Source organism: Rhizobium aureum, assembly GCF_030182495.1.
Taxonomy (GTDB): Bacteria; Pseudomonadota; Alphaproteobacteria; order Rhizobiales; family Rhizobiaceae; genus Rhizobium; species Rhizobium tropici_C.
Map to the genome: position 1 here is coordinate 1 of NZ_JAQJCI010000031.1, position 17,299 is coordinate 17,299.

A 17,299-nucleotide genomic window follows, 5' to 3' on the forward strand; every position below is an offset into this window, starting at 1 on the left:
CGACATCGATGACGGTGGCGCCGGGCTTGATCCAGTCGGCCTTGACCATCTCCGGACGGCCGACGGCCGCCACCAGAATATCGGCACCCCTCGCGACCGAAGCCAGATCCTTCGTGCGCGAATGCGCCGTCGTGACCGTCGCATTGGCAGAAAGCAGCAATTGCGCCATCGGCTTGCCGAACAGGTTGGAGCGGCCGATGACGACGGCATTGAGACCCGACAGGTCCTCGCCGTGGATCGAACGCACCAGCAGCATGGCGCCGGCCGGCGTGCACGAGATCAGCCCGGTTTCGAGATCACCGGTCGCCAGCTTGCCGGCATTGACCACATGCAGGCCATCGACATCCTTCTCCGGCTTGATCGACTGAATGATGTCATCCGAATCAAGATGCTTCGGCAGCGGCAGCTGCACCAGGATGCCGTGGATGGACGGATCGTCGTTCAGGGAGGAAACCAGACTAGCAAGCGCTTCCTGCGTCGTCTCGGCCGGCAGCGTGTGCTGGACCGACTTGAAGCCGCATTCCTTCGCCATCTTGCTCTTGGAGTTCACATAGGCGTGGCTGGCCGGATCGTCGCCGACGATGACGACCGCAAGCCCGGTCTTCACACCGGCCTCCGCTTCAAGTCCAGCCGCCGCAGCCTTCACGGCCTCGATCACCGAAGCGGCCGCTTGTTTCCCGTCGATCACCGTTGCGAGCGCCATCGCTTACCCCATGCGCTCGGAGGCATAGGAGCCCGGGCTTGCCGGGAAGACGACGGTGCGGTTGCCGTTGAGGAAGGTGCGGAAGTGGATATGGGCATGGATGGCGCGCGCCAGCACCTGGCTCTCCACATCGCGGCCGATCGAGACATAATCCTCGGCCGACTGCGCATGCGTGATGCGCGCCGTGTCCTGCTCGATGATCGGACCCTCGTCGAGATCGGCCGTCACATAATGCGCCGTCGCCCCGATCAGCTTCACGCCGCGCTCATAGGCCTGCTTGTAGGGGTTGGCCCCCTTGAAGGACGGCAGGAAGGAATGGTGGATGTTGATGATGCGGCCCGACATCTTCCGGCACAGAGCATCCGACAGAACCTGCATGTAGCGGGCCAGCACCACGAGCTCGGTGCCGGTCTGCTCGACCAGTTCCAAAAGCTGGGCTTCGGCCTGCGGCTTGTTGTCCTTCGTCACCTTGATGTGGTGGAAGGGGATGTCGTGATTGACGACCACTTTCTGGTAATCAAAGTGGTTGGACACGACGCCGACGATGTCGATCGGCAGCGCGCCGATCTTCCAGCGATAGAGCAGGTCGTTCAAGCAATGGCCGAAGCGCGAGACCATGAGCAGCACCTTCATGCGCTTCTTGGCATCGTGGATCTCCGCATCCATGGCGAACTTCTCGGCGATCGGCCTGAAGCCTTCGGCAAGCGCCGGTCCGCCCACCCCTTCCTCGGAGATGAAGGAGACGCGCATGAAGAACTTGCCGGTATCGAGATCGTCGAACTGGCTGGAATCGACGATGTTGCAGCCCTGCTCGGCCAGATAGTTCGAGATCGCCGCAACGATCCCACGCGTCGATTGGCAGGATACTGTGAGCACATGGGTGGTCATGACAATCCTCTGTCGAACCGCCATCGAGCGGTCTATTCGAGTTGATATTGACGAGATGAGGGAGATCAGGCGGCGAGCAGTTGTTTCAGCTTGATCTCCGGTGCGGCAAGCGCTGCCGGATCGGGATGGCGTCCAGCGGCGATCATCATCTCGGCGAGCCGGATATCGCGAGCGATCGCGTTGCCCGGTCCGATGCCGCTCGCGGCAAGCAAGCGGCCATCGGCGCCAAGATGGAAGAGGATGAATGCCTCAGTCGACAGATCACGTCGAACCGCCGTTACAGCCCCCTCGGCAAGCCCCGCGATCTGCAGCGTCAGGTCGTACTGGTCCGACCAGAACCACGGCACAGCGGCGCTGGTTTCTTGTGCGCCCATCATGTTGGCGGCGGCAAGCGCGCCCTGCTCATGCGCATTGCGCCAGGACTCTAGCCGGATACGCCGACCACCGTAGTGGCCGATCGGAAAGGAGCAACAGTCCCCGGCCGCGAAGATATCGGGATCGCTTGTTTGCATATGCTGATCGACCGCGATACCGTTGTCGATGACAAGGCCGGCTGCATCGGCGAGCGCCACATTCGGAATCGAGCCGATACCGAGGACCAAAAGGTTGGCCGCAATCACCCGGCCTCCTTCCAACGAGATGCGCACGTCACTCGGTCGTTCATCGATCGCGGCTATTTTGATACCCAAGAGAAGGTCCACGCCCGCGTCGCGATGGCGCTTGCAGACCACCTCGGCGATTTCGGCTGGGACGCCGCGGGTAAGAACGCGCGGTAGGCTTTCGAGAAGCGTGACGCTAGCGCCCAGTTTTCGGGCGCTAGCAGCAAGCTCCAAGCCGATGAAACCGCCGCCGATGATCGCGATATGGTTGCCTTCGGCCATGTGCGGGCGGATGGCGGAGGCATCGCCATAGCTGCGCAGGACGCGGATGCGGCCGTTCGAACACGGCATCCCTGGTAGTTCTCGCGCACTGGCGCCAGTTGCCAGAAGAAGCTTGTCGTACGGACGTCGGGAGCCGTTCGAAAGCGCTACATTTCTTCCGTTCCGGTCGATTGCGGTCACCGATACGCCGGTGACTATGCGGATGCGCTCCGCCTCGAAGCGAGCGGCATCGGCAACGAAAGTCGGCTGGGCACCCGCGACGATGGCATCTTTAGAGAGTGGTGGCCGCTCATAGGGCAAGAGCGGTTCGGTACCGACAAGTGTGACAGTGCCGTCGAAACCCCGTTCACGCAGCGCAAAGGCTGCGCGTGCGCCGCACTCCCCGGCGCCTACGATGACAAAAGAGGACATGACCAAGCCTCGCGTGAGAGAGAGAAAGTAAAACGTGTTCCGACCGGATGCCTCAGCCCGGCAGTTCGACCAGCACCGTTCCATCCTCGATGCGCGCGGCGTATACGTTGAGGTTCTTGCATACTGGCAGGCGCTTGGCCTCGCCTGTGCGGTAGTCGAAAATGCCGGAATGCTTGGGGCATTCGATCTCGTAGTCCATGACGAGTCCATCGGCGAGGTGAATAGCCTCATGAGTGCACAGCCCATCGGTGCAGAAGACCTCGTCGTCCGGGGAGCGATAGAGCGCATAGGTTCGGCCGGAGTGGTCGAAGCGGCGCGCTCCTTCCTGTTCGATATCGTCGAGGCGGCAGGCGGGAATCCAGCTAGTCATGATGTCCTCGTTACTTTGCGGCGCTTGCCGCATTGGCGCGGGCCTTACGCTTTTCATATCGTGCTTGCATCCGCGCATCGCTTTCCTTGGTCCCGTCGTGCCAGGTACCGAACCACTTGTCGAAAGGTACAAGGCCGTCGCCGTAGTTCACCTCGAAAAACTTGTGATGCAGGTAATGGGTATAGGCATGGCTGTCGATCGCTGCCTCCGCGCCCAGTTCGATCTTGTCGAAACCAAGATGGCCGACGACTGCCCCGAAGCCGGAATAGTGCAACTGATAGATCGCAAGAATGGGATTCGATGGAATGACAAGGTGGATCAGCGCGGAGGAAAAATAGAGCAGTTGCTCCACCGGGTGCATCGACAGCGATGACCAGGGCGACGGATTGACCGAGTTGTGGTGGACGGAATGGATCCAGCGATAAAGCGGGCCCCAGTGAATCAGCCGATGAATCGCGAAGAAATGCGCCTCATGGAAAATCGGCATGACAAGCGCGATTCCGAACAGGTACCAAGGCTTCGCGGCGAAGGACACCCATGGCACGAGCCCGTTGGCGAAGGCATAGAGGATACCGACCTCCAGTGCCGTCCAGATTGGAAGAGCCGTGCCGAAGGTCCGGATGATGCCGTCGGCATTCTGGCTATCGAAGAGGAAGGCCGGGTTCTTGCTGTCGCCGGGAAACTTGCCATTGTACTTGAAGCGGTTTTCCTGGGTGCGAAGGATATACAGGCGCAGTTCAAAGGCACCGTAAAACAGGAAAACGGCAACGCAGTTGACGAGAAAGAGCCGCAGGATCCACGCAATGTGGAAGGTTTTCAGGACCTCCGCTTCCGGCACGATGAAATGCCAATAGGCAACAGCGGAGGCGGCGAAGAGCACGTTCCACGGTAAGAAATAGTGTGGCAGCCATTTCAGGAAGGCCACCGGCTTCGGAGGAAGGGTGAAGACGGGGGCGGTCTCAATCCGTCCGTCGGGAGCCCAATCGCCCCGTTTGTTACGTTTGCCAAAGCTGAGGTCATCCATCGGGGTCTCCGTCAGATTGATTGGGCGAGAGTGGAGAAGCGTTCGAAGGCGGTGTCATCCATGTCCACCTGATGCTTCGTTTCGGGGTAGGCGCCGCTGGCGACATCGGCAGCAAAGGCGCGGAAAGCTTCAACGCGTTTCCTCTGCAACTCGGCCGTGAGGGCGACGAAATCGGCGTATCGTTTGGCATGACGGGGATAGTGGTCCGCATGCGTGCCAAGCACGTCCGACGAGAAGAGATATTGCGTGTCGCAGGCCGAACCGCAGCCCATCCCCATGGTGATCATCGGTGTGTTGCGGGTGATATAGTCGGCCAGGCGCACTGGCACCACTTCGACCTCGATCGCTGCGGCGCCTGCATTCTCGAGATCTTTCACGGCGCGTAGCACACGCAGCGCTTCCTCCGGTGTCCTGCCGATCGCTCGGAAATTTGTCCATGTGGCGCGGTTTGGCACGAGCCCGACATGACCGGTAACCGGTATGCCTTCCCGCGCCATCGCCTCGATGAAATAGGGAGAATGCGAACAATAGACGGAGTCTGCACCACGCTTCAACATCTGAAAACCGAGACGGATTGCTTCTTCCTGCGATGAAACGGCACCGTGAGGCATGCCCACCGACAAGAAGGCGAACGGCACGGCCGAGCGAATGGTTTCGAGATGGTGATCCGGTTCGCAGGACAGGATGGTGATCCCGCACTCCACCGCTGCGGCGGCTTCCTCAGCGTTGTCAACATGCAGCTGAAGCCACTTGCGCGAGCCTTTTTGGCTCTGCAGATCATGGACCGTGATGCGTCTTGTCATCAGATCTCCCCTCGATTTATGGGGCGATCATAGGATGGAGGTGGAACATCCGCCGCTAGTTTTCTGATCAAATCAGATCAAGCGGTATCAGAGATTTTCCCGAGTGATTGTAACGAACCGGATCGGATCGTTGGCGACGGGCTCGCTGACAAGGCCGAGGCGGGCGAGCATCAGATCAAGCGCGCGGCGCGCCTGAGCCTCTGGCGCCTGGTCCAGGACCACGGACATGACACCTTCGCGTAAGGCGGTTGCACTTCGCTCGGTAAGTTCATGGCCGACGAAGAAGATGTCCCGGCCGCGTGGGTGCTTGCGCAGGACCGATGCGAGCGAGGAATTGGCGCCCCCCGCATTGTAGAAGCCCACTAGGTCCGGCCACACGTTGAGCGCCTCTACCAGCATTTCTGCGCTGCGGACGGCCTCGTCCTGCCCAAAAAGAACAGCGACAAATTCCATTCCGTCGCGCGGGCGCTCCGCGAAATAGTCGGAGAAACCGCGAATGCGATCGCGGTGAACCTGGTATATCTGGCTGTGACAGAGCGCGACGACCGTACCGTCGTGCGGCTGCATTCTTGAGATAAATAGGCCAGCGCTTCGCCCGGCGGCGTAGTTGTCGATCCCGACATAGTTAGCCTCGACGTTTTCTGCCCGCGTGACGATCTGGATGACCGGAACGCCTTCAGCCTCGACCGAACGAAGCGCGGCGCGGACCTCCGATTGGTCCGGTGCAGCGACAATTAGGCCGGCACGTTTTTCCTTAGGTCTTGCGATCCAATCCGCAATCATGAGTGAATCTTGCTCATCCAGGAAGGTACGATGCACCGCAATCGTTGAATCGAGCAAAGCGGCACCTCGCCCGAAGGCCTGCGCGAGCCGGGAGTAGAACGTCGTCTCAGGTCGCATGAGAAGGACATCGATACGCACGATACCGCGATGGAGATCCGGCAGCCGCTTCGGATAGTCGAGTGCACGTGCAGCGGCGGTGACCTTCTCCACAAGGGCGGGACGCACTCCTCCGCGCCCGTTCAGCACCCGCTCGACCGTTGCCGTTCCGACACCCGCGAGGCGCGCGATATTCTGGAATGTTGGCTTCATTTTTTTATTCCACCTCAGCGGCCACCTGGCGGATTGATCCAGGATAACGGACGAGTGATATAGCAAAGCGAGGTAACGATCTCGTGCTTTAACACTTTTCTATTCTGACATGGTCACGGGAGATGCGGCACTGGTCAAGCGGGACGTCTCGAAAGGCGGTAATGGCGGTGCTCTTCTTTCTTCGGCGTTTGCCGAGCTATAAACGAGAGTGGATCACATTGCACTTATCCGTCTGATACTGCCCGGCTCGTTGAAGCCGGTGCATCAGGTGCCGAGGCGCAATGAAGTTTCCAAGCCTCTTCCGCGGTTGAAGGGGTTTCGCTTTCCGCGTGAGATTGCTGAACATATGGGGTGGGACGATCACCGGTTTTTTGCTGAGCATGGCGGATGTAGAAGACCTGCTTGCCGAACGCGGTGTGATCGTCAGCTGGAAAACTGTTTGTGTATAGATTAATCGCATTGGCCGCCACTTTGTCACCCGCATTCGCAGGGACAGCCGCAAGCCCGATGGCAAGTGGCGTATATATGAGGCCGTGATTGCGATCGGCGGACAGAAGTTCTGGCTCTGAGGAGCGATCAATGCTGACGGCGATGTGCTCGACATCTTGGTTCAGCGGCGCCGCACCACCAAGGCAGACGAGCGCCTCTTCTCCAGACTGGTCAGGCAATTTTGCGAGCCGCGCATCGTCGTGACAGATAAGCTTGGCAGCTACGCCAAGCCTGTGTAGATCTTGGCGGCGGACGCCGATCATCAGGCGCATAACGGTCTGAACAACAGAATTGAAAACTTACACCGGTCGACCCGAAACGCGACAACATCATGGGGTGGTTCAAATCGCCTCGTCAGGCGCAACGCTTCCTGTCGGCCCTTGACCAAATCAATGCGATCTTCAGCCCTCACCGCTACGATCTCACCTCCATTGCATACCCGCCATGCACTGGGATCGACGCATTTAGCCTGTGGGCCGAATAAATCGCTGAAAATGGGGGCGCAAAATACTCGCCCCGTGGTGACAAGCGACCCAGCCTCAAACAACTTCGTAATGTCGACTGTTGGTTCCATAAACTGGATTACGCTCCAAACAACGCACCGTAATCAACAGATCGGGTTTTCAATCGCTCAGCGCATTAAGCGCGCGGATCGCTGGTTCAAAACCCTTCAAGACCAATCAAAGCCATTTGCGTTTTTTTGTGTAAGCCCTCTCGGGCGCTTTGATGTGAGTTCATGCTGAACCTTGACGGTTCACAGATAATCTTACTGAGCTAAGAAAGGGTGGGTGTTATGGCCGCATTCAACGTGCGTGTTTCAGACAAGACGGCTAGTAAACACGACCAGATCGCGGAGACGCTTGATCGCTCGCGCTCTGATATGGCAGCCCAGCAAATCGAGGATTATGTTGCTCGTGAAGAGTGGCAAATTGCTGAAGTCGAAGCCGGATTGGCTGAAGCCAAGCGAGGCGAATTCGTGACCGATGAAGAAACGACGAAAGTTATACGAAAATACACCAGGTCTGCTCATCAATCATGAGCGAAAAGCATATTTGCTGCACGAGGAGAGCGCTGCGACCGCTTGTTGAGATTGGCGCATACATCCAGAAAGATAATCCGGATGCCGCTGCGCGCATATTGCCGGATGTTTGCCTCCACTGCTTCGTCGACCACGTGATAATGGCCGGAGAACAGCGATATCTCGTAATCGGTGTCGACCATAAGAAGGTGCTGAAGGAGCATTTAGGCATTCACGAACAAGCGTTGCTCTGACTGTCGGGCGCTCTGCTGCATTGACTTCATTGCGGGAATGGATGATTTTGGTACGCCATATTATGGTATCCGAAGCCGAGGGTTGGAAAATGAATGACGATGGGCTTAGCACTGCAATTCGCGTGGAACGTCCGGCCAAGACGCTGCGTGAACTTGCGCTCGACAAGGTACGAGAAGCGATCGTCAATGGTTATTTCCGGCCGGGAGATCGGCTGGTGGAGCGCGATCTCTGTGCCCAGCTCGGTGTCAGCCGCACCATCGTTCGCGAGGTTCTGCGCCATCTCGAATCCGAAGGCCTTGTCGCCAATCTCCCGAACAAGGGGCCGATCGTCGCCCAGCTCAATCACGACGAAGCCAAACAGATCTACGAGATCCGCGCAGCACTGGAAGGGATGGCGGCGCGGCTTTGCGCCGAGCAAAACAATCCCGCGATCGCCGATGCCCTGGACAAGTCGCTCGAAGACATAAGGCAGAGCTATCGCGGCAAGGACATGGCCGGCGTGCTTGCTCACACATCCTCTTTCTATCAGACGCTGTTCAGCAGCGTCGACCGCCACGTGGCATGGGGCGTCGTCAATCTACTGACGGTGCGCATCAATCATCTGCGTTCCATGACGATCAAGACCAGGGATCGTGACGTTCAGGGGCCAGCACAGATGGCGCGCATCGTCGATGCTATCCGGCGCGGTGACGGCGAAGGCGCCTATCGGGCGGCGATGGAACATGTCGCAAGCGCCAGTGCCATCGCCCAGGCCGTGCTTTCCGATCGCCAACCGGCCGACTGATCTTCGTGCCACTACCCGTGTTCCGGGAAAAACATCGTCGAGGCTGATGCGAAATGACCAACTCTCTTTCCTTTCTCGGCCTTCCAGATCGTTTGGATGAGGGGCGCATACCGCGCGCGGTCATCTTCGCTGCCGGTCACGGCAGCACCTATGCCGGCAAGGATAGCAGCGGCCATGCGCTGGCGGCCGGCACCATCCGTGCTGCAAGCCAGGCGGACGCGGCGCTGATCGATCACTGGGATTTCGATCTTGGCGGCCCGCTGTTCGATGGCAGACCGCCCAGTTGCATCGATGCGGGCGACATCGAAACCACCATGCATGACAATGCCGGAAACCGAGCCCGGATCGAGGCTAAGACGCGCGAGGTGCTGGCATTGCAGGCCGTGCCGATCCTGCTCGGCGGCGACTGTTCCGTCACCATGCCGTTTATCGCAGGCTTTGCCGATCACGGACCGGTCTGGGTCCTGCAGATCGATGCCCATGTCGACTGGCGCGATGAATTGCATGGCGAGCGTTACGGCTATTCGAGCCCGATGCGGCGGGCAAGCGAAATGCCGCATGTCGCCGGGATGGTGCAAGTTGGCCTTCGCAGTGTCGGAAGTGCCCGGCCCGAAGAGATCGAAGCCGCGCAGCGTTACGGTAGCCGTTTCGTGACCGCCCGCGAGATCCATGCTGAGGGAGTGGCCGCGGCTCTCCGGCATATTCCGGAGGGAGCGCGTGTTGTCGTCACCCTGGATTGTGACAGCATCGATCCCAGCATCATGCCGGGAGTTGCGGCGCGGACACCCGGCGGCCTCATCTATACCGAGGTCATCGACCTGATTGCCGGCCTTGGCAGGCGGGCAAGGATCGCCGGCTTCGATTTGGTGGAGTTTTATCCTCCCGCCGACATCGATGGCCTGTCGGCCGTGACCGCCGCGCGTGTTCTCGTCAACGCGATCGGCGCCATCGTGCGGCAGGTTTGAACCCGATCGGTTTCCCCGAAGCCTGGCTCAAAACGTACCGCACCGTCGGCGGTATTCGACCTCATCAAATTGTCGTTTGGCCGTCGACGCGGATTGACTCATTTTCGCGTTCGAGGTGATGGTAGACCATAATAACTAATACAAAAGCGGACCATGGGTAACTGGTGATGTGTAATGAACAGGCAGCGCCTGCGCAAGCGCTGTTCTGAGTGTCGCCAAGCCATTGTTATATATGATTTAATTTTGAAATCGACACGACTTTCGGGTTCGTTCGTTCAAAGCCGCTTGACAGCAATGTATTATGGCATACCATCATATGTAATTTTAGATGAGAGCGAGCCATGAACCTTCAGATCCGAAAAACCGTCCTGCAGATCGAAACGACGCTTGTTGAAGGGGGCAGGGCGGCGGCCACGCCGTTGAAGCTCTTCTCGGCATGCGCGATCGTCAAAAACCCTTGGGCTGGTCGCGGCTTCGTCGCGGATCTGAAGCCCGAGATTCATGCCGCGGCACCCGTTCTCGGCGAACTGCTCACCACGATGATCATCGATGCGGTCGGATCGGGCGAGGCCGTCGAAGCTTATGGCAAATCCGCCGTCGTCGGTCTCGACGGCGAGATCGAGCATGCATCCGCGCTGATCCACACTCTTCGCTTCGGCAATCATTATCGCCATGCCGTCGGCGCCAAATCCTATCTCGCCTTCTGCAACACGCGCGGACCGGCCAATGCGCCGATCATGATCCCGCTCATGGACAAGAATGATGAAGGTCGCCGCTCGCATTACCTGACAATCCAGACGTCGATACCCGATGCACCGGCCGCCGACGAAATCGTCATTGCGCTTGGTGCCTCGATCGGTGGTCGGCCGCATCATCGCATCGGCGATCGCTATCAGGATCTTAAGGATCTGGGACAGGACGTCTCCAATCCGGCCGGCGTTTAAGAGATCGGGCATCTGGATGCCGGCGATGGAAACGATGGATCAGAACAAGGCCGATCTTCTGAATGTGGGAGGTTTGCCTCGCAAGCACACGGCGCGCGGCACAGCCTATCATGAAGTCGGCAAAGGCGAGCCGCTGGTGCTGATCCATGGTGTCGGCATGCGGCTTGAAGCCTGGACGCCACAGATCGAGGCTTTTTCCAGAAGCCATCGCGTCATCGCCGTCGATATGCCGGGTCATGGGGAAAGCGTTGGTTTGCCTCCGGGCAGCAAGCTGGAAGCCTTTGTCGCCTGGTTCGGCGGCTTTCTCGATGAGATGGCGTTCAGTGAGGTCAATATCGCCGGCCATTCGATGGGCGCGCTCGTTGCCGGAGGGGCGGCCGCAAGCTTCGGAGAGCGGATCAAGAGGGTCGCCTATCTCAATGGCGTCTATCGGCGCGATCCCGAGGCCAAGGCGGCCGTGCTCGCACGCGCAGCCGCGATACCGATTTCAGGTGTCGACAAGGAAGGCCCGCTGCTGCGTTGGTTCGGCGATGATGCTCGAAGTGGAATCGCGCGGGAACTCACGCGGAACTGGTTGAGCCTTGTCGATCCGAAAGCCTATGCCACGGCCTATGCGGCTTTCGCCGGTGGCGATGAGACCTATGCCGATCGCTGGCCGGATGTCGGGGCGCCGGCCTTGTTCCTGACGGGATCCGACGATCCGAACTCGACGCCGCGGATGGCGGAGGAGATGGCCGCGGCGGCACCCAAAGGCTGGGCACGGATCGTCGAAGGGCACCGCCATATGGTGAACCTGACCGCGCCAGATATCGTCAATGAGCTGCTTGCCGAGTGGCTTTCATGCGGGGAGGACGCAAGATGACGGCACAAGATTTCGATCCAAGGGCGCTGCGCGACGCCTTCGGCGCGTTTCCGACGGGCGTGACGGTCGTCACCGCGCGCGATCAGGCTGGTCTGCCGATCGGCTTTACGGCGAATTCCTTCACGTCGGTATCGCTTGAGCCGCCCCTTCTTCTTGTTTGCCTCGCCAAGACCTCGCGTAATTTTGCGGCCATGACGAGCGCGAAGCACTTTGCCATCAATGTGCTCTCGGAGACGCAGAAGGCCGTCTCCAACACCTTTGCCCGACCCGTTGAAAACCGGTTCGCCGCCGTCGAGTGGACTTCCGGGGCGTATGGCTGTCCGATCCTCGCCGATGTCGCCGCCTGGTTCGAATGTGCCATGAGCGAAGTGATCGAAGCAGGCGATCACGTTGTCCTGATGGGACGTATCGTCTCGTTCGACAATAGCGGCCGCAATGGGCTGGGCTATGCCCGTGGCGGCTATTTCACGCCGATCCTGGCGAGCAAGGCGGTCTCCGCTGCGGCGGAGGGCAATATCGAGCTGGGTGCCGTTCTCGAGCGCGACGGTGAGATCCTGCTGCTCGGGGACGATGTTCTGGCTCTTCCGAATTGCGAGGGCAGGGAGGGCAGCCCCGCCGATATTCTCGGTCAGTATTTACAGACGCTGACCGGCCTTACCGTGACCGTTGGCTTTCTCTATTCCGTCTATGAAGGCAGGAGCGATGGCAAGCATCACATCGTCTATCGGGCCTTTGCTTCACAAGGTGAGCCGCGCAAGGGCCGGTTCCTCAAGCCGGATGCGCTCAAGACTGCGCATTTCAAGACCAGCTCCACGGCCGATATCGTCTCCCGATTCGCGCTGGAAAGCCAGATCGGCAATTTCGGGGTCTATTTTGGCGACGAGACCTCCGGCATGGTGCGACCGGTTTCCGGAAAGGCGGTGCGGGCATGAAATTTTCTCTCTTCGTTCACATGGAGCGCCTCGACGCGAGCCAGACGCATAAGAGCCTCTATGAGGAATTCGTCGCGCTCTGCGAGATCGCCGACAAGGGCGGCATGCATGCGATCTGGACGGGCGAGCATCACGGGATGGATTTTACCATCGCGCCGAATCCCTTCGTGACGATCGCCGATCTGGCGCGGCGGACATCGCGGGCAAGGCTCGGCACGGGAACAGTGATCGCGCCCTTCTGGCATCCGATCAAGCTTGCCGGCGAAGCGGCCATGGCCGACATCATCTGCGACGGCAGGCTCGATATCGGCATTGCCCGCGGCGCCTATTCCTTCGAATATGAACGGTTGCTGCCGGGTCTTGATGCCTGGGGTGCGGGTCAGCGTATGCGCGAGCTCATCCCTGCCGTCAAAGGCATCTGGCAGGGGGACTACGCCCATGATGGCGAGTTCTTCAAATTCCCGTCGACCACTTCGGCGCCGAAGCCGCTGCAAGAGCCGAACCCACCGATCTGGGTCGCTGCCCGCGACCCGAATTCACATGAATTTGCCGTCGCCAATGGCTGCAATGTCCAGGTAACGCCGCTTTGGCAGAGCGATGACGAGGTCGAAGCGCTGATGGGTCGCTTCAACGATGCCTGCGCCAAGAACCCTGACATCGAGCGCCCGAAGATCATGCTGTTGCGGCATACCTATGTCGGCTCGTCCGACGACGACATTGCAAGGGCCGCCCATGAGCTCAGCGTCTACTACAATTACTTCTTCGCTTGGTTCAAGCACGAGAAGCCGGTCCATCAGGGCCTGATCGAGCATATTCCCGAAGAGGAGATTCGCGCCAATGCCATGCTGTCGGATGCGGTCATGCGCAGCAACAATGTCGTCGGCGATGCATCGACCGTGATTGCCCGGCTGAAGACCTATCAGGCGATGGGCTACGACGAATATTCCTTCTGGATCGACACCGGCATGTCGTTCGAGCGCAAGAAGGCTTCGCTCGAACGCTTCATCGCCGACGTCATGCCGGCATTTGCGGAGTGAACGCCATGCAGCGCTTCCAATATTATATCGACGGTGAATTTCTGGATGGGGAAGCCCGCTTCCAGAGTATCGATCCCGCGACCGGCGACGTCTGGGCAGATATGCCGGAGGCGCGCGAGGCTGATGTCGACCGCGCCGTCAATGCCGCCGAGAAGGCGCTCTACGATGGTCCCTGGGCGAAGATGACGGCGACGCAGCGCGGCAAGCTCCTCTACAGGCTCGCCGATCTTGTGGCAGCCAATGCGCAGAAACTTGCCGAACTGGAGACGCGCGACACCGGCAAGATCATCCGCGAGACCTCGGCGCAAATCGCTTACGTCGCCGACTATTATCGCTACTATGCCGGCATCGCCGACAAGATCGAGGGCTCGTATCTGCCGATCGACAAGCCGGACATGGATGTCTGGCTGCGCCGCGAGCCGGTCGGCGTCGTTGCCATGGTCGTGCCCTGGAACAGCCAGCTCTTCCTGTCGGCTGTCAAGATCGGCCCGGCGCTCGCCGCCGGCTGCACGATGGTCGTCAAGGCGTCGGAGGATGGCCCTGCGCCCTTGCTGGAATTCGCGCGCCTGGTCCACGAAGCCGGCTTTCCGGCCGGCGTCGTCAACGTCATCACCGGCTTCGGACCTTCCTGCGGTGCGGCACTTGGGCGGCACCCAAAGGTCGCGCATATCGCCTTTACCGGCGGGCCGGAGACCGCGCGCCACGTCATCCGTAACTCGGCCGAAAACCTTGCCTCGACATCGTTGGAGCTCGGGGGAAAGTCGCCCTTCATCGTCTTTGCCGATGCCGATCTCGAAAGTGCTGCCAATGCGCAGGTCGCCGGCATTTTCGCGGCAACCGGTCAAAGCTGCGTTGCCGGCTCTCGGCTGATCGTCGAGGCGAGCGTCAAGGAAGCGTTTCTCTCGATCCTCAAGCGCAAGGCCGAGGCGATCCGCATCGGTTCGCCGCTCGACATGGCAACCGAGATCGGCCCGCTCGCCACCAAGAGGCAGCAGGACCATGTGTCGACCCTCGTCGAGACGTCCCTCCAGAGCGGAGCCCGGCTCGTGACCGGGGGTCAAAAGCCCGATGGCGTCGGCTATTACTTCCCGCCGACGATTCTGGATTGCGATGACGTCAACTCGCCTTCATTGGCCGAGGAATTCTTCGGGCCGGTTCTGTCGGTTGTCTCGTTCAAGACCGAAGTAGACGCGCTGAGGCTTGCAAACGACACTCGCTACGGCCTGGCATCCGGTGTCTTCACCCAGAACCTCACACGTGCCCATCGCCTGATGAAGGGGATCCGCGCCGGCGTCGTCTGGGTCAACACCTATCGCGCGGTATCGCCGATCGCACCCTTCGGCGGCTTCGGCCTTTCCGGCCATGGCAGGGAAGGCGGCCTTGCGGCCGCGCTCGATTACACGCGTACCAAGACCATCTGGCTACGCACGTCTGATGATCCGATCCCTGATCCCTTCGTCATGAGGTAGGCCGATGTTCTACGAGATCCGCACCTACCGGCTGAAGAACGGCACGACCCCGCAATATCTGAAAGTCGTCGAGGAGGAAGGAATTGCCATCCAGAAGGCCCATCTCGGCAATCTCGTCGGCTACTTCTATTCGGAAATCGGCACGATCAACGAGATCGTCCACATCTGGGCCTATGCAAGCCTCGACGATCGCGAAGCGCGGCGCGGGCGGCTGGCGGCAGACCCCGAGTGGCAGGCTTTCCTGCCGAAGATCCGTGACCTGATCGACCAAGCGGAAAACAAGATTATGAAGGCGGCCGGTTTCTCCCCGTTGCGATGAACCGGTGGCGCATAAGGCATGCCTCCAAAAACTGAAAAACAAGGACAAGGGAACATGAAAGCAAGAATTGCACTCGCGGCCTTTGCCGCAATGATAGCAGCATCCATGCCCGCCAAGGCCGAGACAATGGTCTTTACGAGCTGGGGAGGAACGACGCAGGATGCACAGAAGGTCGCCTGGGCCAACCAGTTCACGGCAAAGACCAACATCGGCGTCATGCAGGACGGCCCGACTGATTATGGCAAGCTGAAAGCGATGGTCGAAGCCGGTCAGGTCAGCTGGGACGTCGTCGATGTCGAGGGCGACTATGCCGCACAGGCCGGCAAGGCCGGTCTGCTCGAAAAGCTGGATTTTTCCGTCATCGACAAGTCCAAGCTCGATCCGCGTTTCGTCAGCGACTACTCCGTCGGTAGCTTCTATTATTCCTTTGTCATCGGCTGCAACGCCGATGCGGTCAGCGCCTGCCCGAAGACCTGGGCTGATCTCTTTGACACGAAGAAATTCCCCGGCAAGCGGACCTTCTACAAATGGTCCGCGCCGGGCGTCATCGAAGCGGCGCTCTTGGCCGATGGCGTTCCCGCCGACAAGCTTTATCCGCTCGATCTCGATCGTGCCTTCAAGAAGCTCGATACGATCAAATCCGATATTGTCTGGTGGTCGAGCGGCGCGCAATCGCAGCAGCTGCTGGCGTCGGCCGAAGCGCCTTTCGGCAGTCTCTGGAATGGCCGCATGACCGCGCTTGCCAATAGCGGCGTCAAGACGGAGACCTCCTGGAGCCAGAACATCACGGCAGCGGATTCCCTTGTCATCCCGAAGGGTGCGCCGAATCTCGAAACGGCGATGAAGTTCATCGCGCTCGCGACCTCGGCACAGTCGCAGGCCGATCTGGCGAAGGCCACCGGATATGCGCCGACCAACCTCGGTGCGGCGAAACTCATGGACCCTGAGATAGCCAAGACATTGCCCGACCAGCAGACCGCCAGTCAGGTCAATGCCGACATGAATTACTGGGCCGCGAACCGGGATGCCATCGGCAAGAAGTGGTACGCCTGGCAGGCGCAGTAAGCGGCGGAGATGATCAGACCACCGCGGAAAAATCTCCGCGGTGGGGCAATGCGAGGTCCAGGCCCGCGAGTAGCGATCGCTGCTCATTGGCGCCCATGATGGGAAAGGATTGCCATGTCGACATACATAGACGTTGCGGACGAGGCCGCACCGGCGCGCAAGGCGGCAAGGCCTACCGGATTTGCCCAGGTGGCGCCGGCTCTCGCTTTCGTCGCGATCTTTTTCATCTTTCCGGTCATCGCGCTGCTTTTGCGCAGCGTGATGGAGCCGGCATTCGACTTTGGCAATTACGCGGAATTGCTGGGCTCCGAGACCTATCTGAAGATCTTCGGAAATACATTCATCGTGTCGGGTGTCGTGACCGTCTTGTCGCTGCTGATCGGTTTTCCTGTCGCATGGACGCTGGCGATCATGCCGTCCCGCTGGTCTTCCGTCGTCTTTGCGATCCTGCTGCTGTCGATGTGGACCAACCTGCTAGCGCGAACGTATGCCTGGATGGTGCTTTTGCAGCGCACGGGATTGATCAACAAGATGCTCGTCGGCATGGGCCTGATCGACAAGCCGCTTGCCCTCGTCAACAACCTGACCGGTGTGACGATCGGCATGACCTATATTATGCTGCCCTTCATCATCCTGCCGCTCCACGGCGTCATCAAGAAGATCGATCCGGCCGTGCTGCAGGCGGCAGCACTCTGTGGCGCCAGCCGTCTGCAGTGCCTCACTCGCATTCTGATACCGCTTGCCGCTCCCGGCATGATGGCGGGGGCCTTGATGGTGTTCGTCATGTCGCTCGGCTACTACGTCACGCCGTCGCTGCTTGGGGGCACCGCAAACATGATGCTCGCCGAACTCATCGCCCAGTTCGTGCAATCACTCGTCAATTGGGGCATGGGCGGCGCGGCGGCCTTCGTCCTGCTCGTCGTCACTTTGACGCTTTATGCCGTCCAGCTGCGGCTCTTCGGCGTTCAGAGCACGGGAGGACGCTGAG

19 protein-coding genes and 1 pseudogene are annotated in these 17,299 nt (G+C 59.8%); 12 read left to right on the forward strand and 8 right to left on the reverse strand.

Going from position 1 to position 17,299, the window contains the following annotated elements:
- The 7 genes from PH552_RS32555 to PH552_RS32585 all read right to left on the reverse strand — a co-directional run.
- Positions 1-703 (reverse strand): tetrahydrofolate dehydrogenase/cyclohydrolase catalytic domain-containing protein (locus tag PH552_RS32555; RefSeq protein ID WP_285166644.1); only part of this gene is annotated, 703 nt, incomplete at its 3' end.
- Positions 704-706: 3 nt separating this feature from the next.
- Positions 707-1,591, reverse strand: a complete 885-nt coding sequence (purU, locus tag PH552_RS32560) for a formyltetrahydrofolate deformylase (protein ID WP_285166645.1) — start codon at positions 1,589-1,591, stop codon at positions 707-709.
- 65 nt (positions 1,592-1,656) lie between these two features.
- Positions 1,657-2,883 (reverse strand): NAD(P)/FAD-dependent oxidoreductase, encoded by a 1,227-nt coding sequence (locus PH552_RS32565; RefSeq protein WP_112340122.1) that lies wholly within the window; start codon positions 2,881-2,883, stop codon positions 1,657-1,659.
- A 52-nt stretch (positions 2,884-2,935) separates the two neighbouring features.
- Complete coding sequence (locus PH552_RS32570; RefSeq protein ID WP_112340190.1) at positions 2,936-3,253, reverse strand: MocE family 2Fe-2S type ferredoxin; 318 nt, start codon at positions 3,251-3,253, stop codon at positions 2,936-2,938.
- Between the two features lie 10 nt (positions 3,254-3,263).
- A complete protein-coding gene (locus PH552_RS32575) occupies positions 3,264-4,277 on the reverse strand; it encodes a sterol desaturase family protein (protein WP_112340123.1) in 1,014 nt (337 codons plus the stop codon).
- Between the two features lie 11 nt (positions 4,278-4,288).
- Positions 4,289-5,080, reverse strand: coding sequence for a 3-methyl-2-oxobutanoate hydroxymethyltransferase (locus PH552_RS32580; RefSeq protein ID WP_113251667.1), 792 nt, complete (start codon positions 5,078-5,080; stop codon positions 4,289-4,291).
- Positions 5,081-5,167: 87 nt separating this feature from the next.
- A complete protein-coding gene (locus PH552_RS32585) occupies positions 5,168-6,172 on the reverse strand; it encodes a LacI family DNA-binding transcriptional regulator (RefSeq protein WP_112340125.1) in 1,005 nt (334 codons plus the stop codon).
- Between the two features lie 268 nt (positions 6,173-6,440).
- On the opposite strand from PH552_RS32585, the pseudogene PH552_RS32590 reads away from it, so the two are divergent.
- Together PH552_RS32590 and PH552_RS32595 are read left to right on the forward strand one after the other, a co-directional pair.
- Positions 6,441-7,145, forward strand: a pseudogene (locus tag PH552_RS32590) (IS6 family transposase).
- Between the two features lie 309 nt (positions 7,146-7,454).
- Positions 7,455-7,700, forward strand: coding sequence for a CopG family ribbon-helix-helix protein (locus PH552_RS32595; protein WP_285166647.1), 246 nt, complete (start codon positions 7,455-7,457; stop codon positions 7,698-7,700).
- Here PH552_RS32595 and PH552_RS33800 read toward each other — a convergent pair.
- Entirely contained in the window at positions 7,691-7,903 is a 213-nt protein-coding gene (locus tag PH552_RS33800) for a hypothetical protein (RefSeq protein ID WP_183765720.1), read from the reverse strand. The genes PH552_RS32595 and PH552_RS33800 overlap by 10 nt on opposite strands.
- A 119-nt stretch (positions 7,904-8,022) precedes the next feature.
- Between PH552_RS33800 and PH552_RS32605 the strand changes: the two genes are divergently transcribed.
- From PH552_RS32605 to PH552_RS32650, 10 genes are all read left to right on the forward strand, one after another.
- Positions 8,023-8,718, forward strand: a complete 696-nt coding sequence (locus PH552_RS32605) for a GntR family transcriptional regulator (protein ID WP_112340127.1) — start codon at positions 8,023-8,025, stop codon at positions 8,716-8,718.
- A gap of 53 nt (positions 8,719-8,771) precedes the next feature.
- Positions 8,772-9,683 (forward strand): agmatinase, encoded by a 912-nt coding sequence (locus PH552_RS32610; protein WP_112340128.1) that lies wholly within the window; start codon positions 8,772-8,774, stop codon positions 9,681-9,683.
- A 341-nt stretch (positions 9,684-10,024) separates the two neighbouring features.
- Positions 10,025-10,627 carry an amino acid synthesis family protein gene (locus PH552_RS32615; protein WP_112340129.1) on the forward strand — a complete coding sequence of 201 codons (603 nt, stop codon included), beginning with the start codon at positions 10,025-10,027 and terminating at the stop codon, positions 10,625-10,627.
- Between the two features lie 25 nt (positions 10,628-10,652).
- The gene (locus tag PH552_RS32620) at positions 10,653-11,489 is read left to right on the forward strand and encodes an alpha/beta fold hydrolase (RefSeq protein WP_432421974.1); all 837 of its coding nucleotides are present in this window, start codon (positions 10,653-10,655) and stop codon (positions 11,487-11,489) included.
- Positions 11,486-12,421 (forward strand): flavin reductase family protein, encoded by a 936-nt coding sequence (locus tag PH552_RS32625; protein ID WP_112340131.1) that lies wholly within the window; start codon positions 11,486-11,488, stop codon positions 12,419-12,421. Before PH552_RS32620 ends, PH552_RS32625 begins: the two co-directional genes overlap by 4 nt.
- Complete coding sequence (locus PH552_RS32630; RefSeq protein WP_113251671.1) at positions 12,418-13,458, forward strand: LLM class flavin-dependent oxidoreductase; 1,041 nt, start codon at positions 12,418-12,420, stop codon at positions 13,456-13,458. The genes PH552_RS32625 and PH552_RS32630 overlap by 4 nt, the downstream gene beginning before the upstream one ends.
- A 5-nt stretch (positions 13,459-13,463) precedes the next feature.
- Positions 13,464-14,927: an aldehyde dehydrogenase gene (locus tag PH552_RS32635; protein WP_113251672.1), complete on the forward strand. Its 1,464-nt coding sequence runs from the start codon at positions 13,464-13,466 to the stop codon at positions 14,925-14,927.
- Between the two features lie 4 nt (positions 14,928-14,931).
- Complete coding sequence (locus tag PH552_RS32640) at positions 14,932-15,246, forward strand: NIPSNAP family protein (RefSeq protein ID WP_113251673.1); 315 nt, start codon at positions 14,932-14,934, stop codon at positions 15,244-15,246.
- 54 nt (positions 15,247-15,300) lie between these two features.
- The gene (locus PH552_RS32645) at positions 15,301-16,311 is read left to right on the forward strand and encodes an ABC transporter substrate-binding protein (protein WP_112340135.1); all 1,011 of its coding nucleotides are present in this window, start codon (positions 15,301-15,303) and stop codon (positions 16,309-16,311) included.
- Positions 16,312-16,425: 114 nt separating this feature from the next.
- Complete coding sequence (locus PH552_RS32650; RefSeq protein WP_113251674.1) at positions 16,426-17,298, forward strand: ABC transporter permease; 873 nt, start codon at positions 16,426-16,428, stop codon at positions 17,296-17,298.
- Position 17,299 lies beyond the last annotated feature (1 nt).